This window comes from Mycobacterium sp. WUMAC-067 (assembly GCF_020217485.1).
Classification (GTDB): Bacteria; Actinomycetota; Actinomycetes; order Mycobacteriales; family Mycobacteriaceae; genus Mycobacterium.
In genome coordinates, this window is the sequence record NZ_JAEKMI010000206.1 from 1 (window position 1) to 390 (window position 390).

1 protein-coding gene is annotated in these 390 nt (G+C 69.0%); it reads left to right on the top strand.

What is annotated here, in order from left to right:
• Positions 1–390, top strand: a 390-nt coding sequence (locus JF781_RS28250; RefSeq protein WP_225341386.1) for a DUF222 domain-containing protein, incomplete at both ends; no start/stop codon positions are given.

Sequence of the window (390 nt, forward strand, 5' to 3'; positions counted from 1 at the left end):
GAAGCCGTGGAGGCCAAACTCGGCGCGCCGGGCATGTGCAACCCGCTTGATGAGATGCCGTGTGTGGAGGGGACGCCCAGCCAGGCCGCCATCGACGGCGACTCCCGCTCGGCTGCTCAGCGCGGCCATGACGCCCTGCTGGCCGCACTGCGTGGGCTGTTGGCCTCCGGGGAGTTGGGTCAGCACAATGGGTTGCCGGCCTCCATCATCGTCACCACCACCCTGGGCGAGTTGGAGGCCGCCGCCGGGCGCGCCCTGACCGGTGGGGGCACTATCCTGCCGATGAGTGAGGTGATCCGCCTGGGCCGCCACGCGCATCACTACTTGGCGATCTTCGATAAGGGCAAGGCCCTGGCGTTGTATCACACCAAGCGGCTGGCTTCCCCGGGG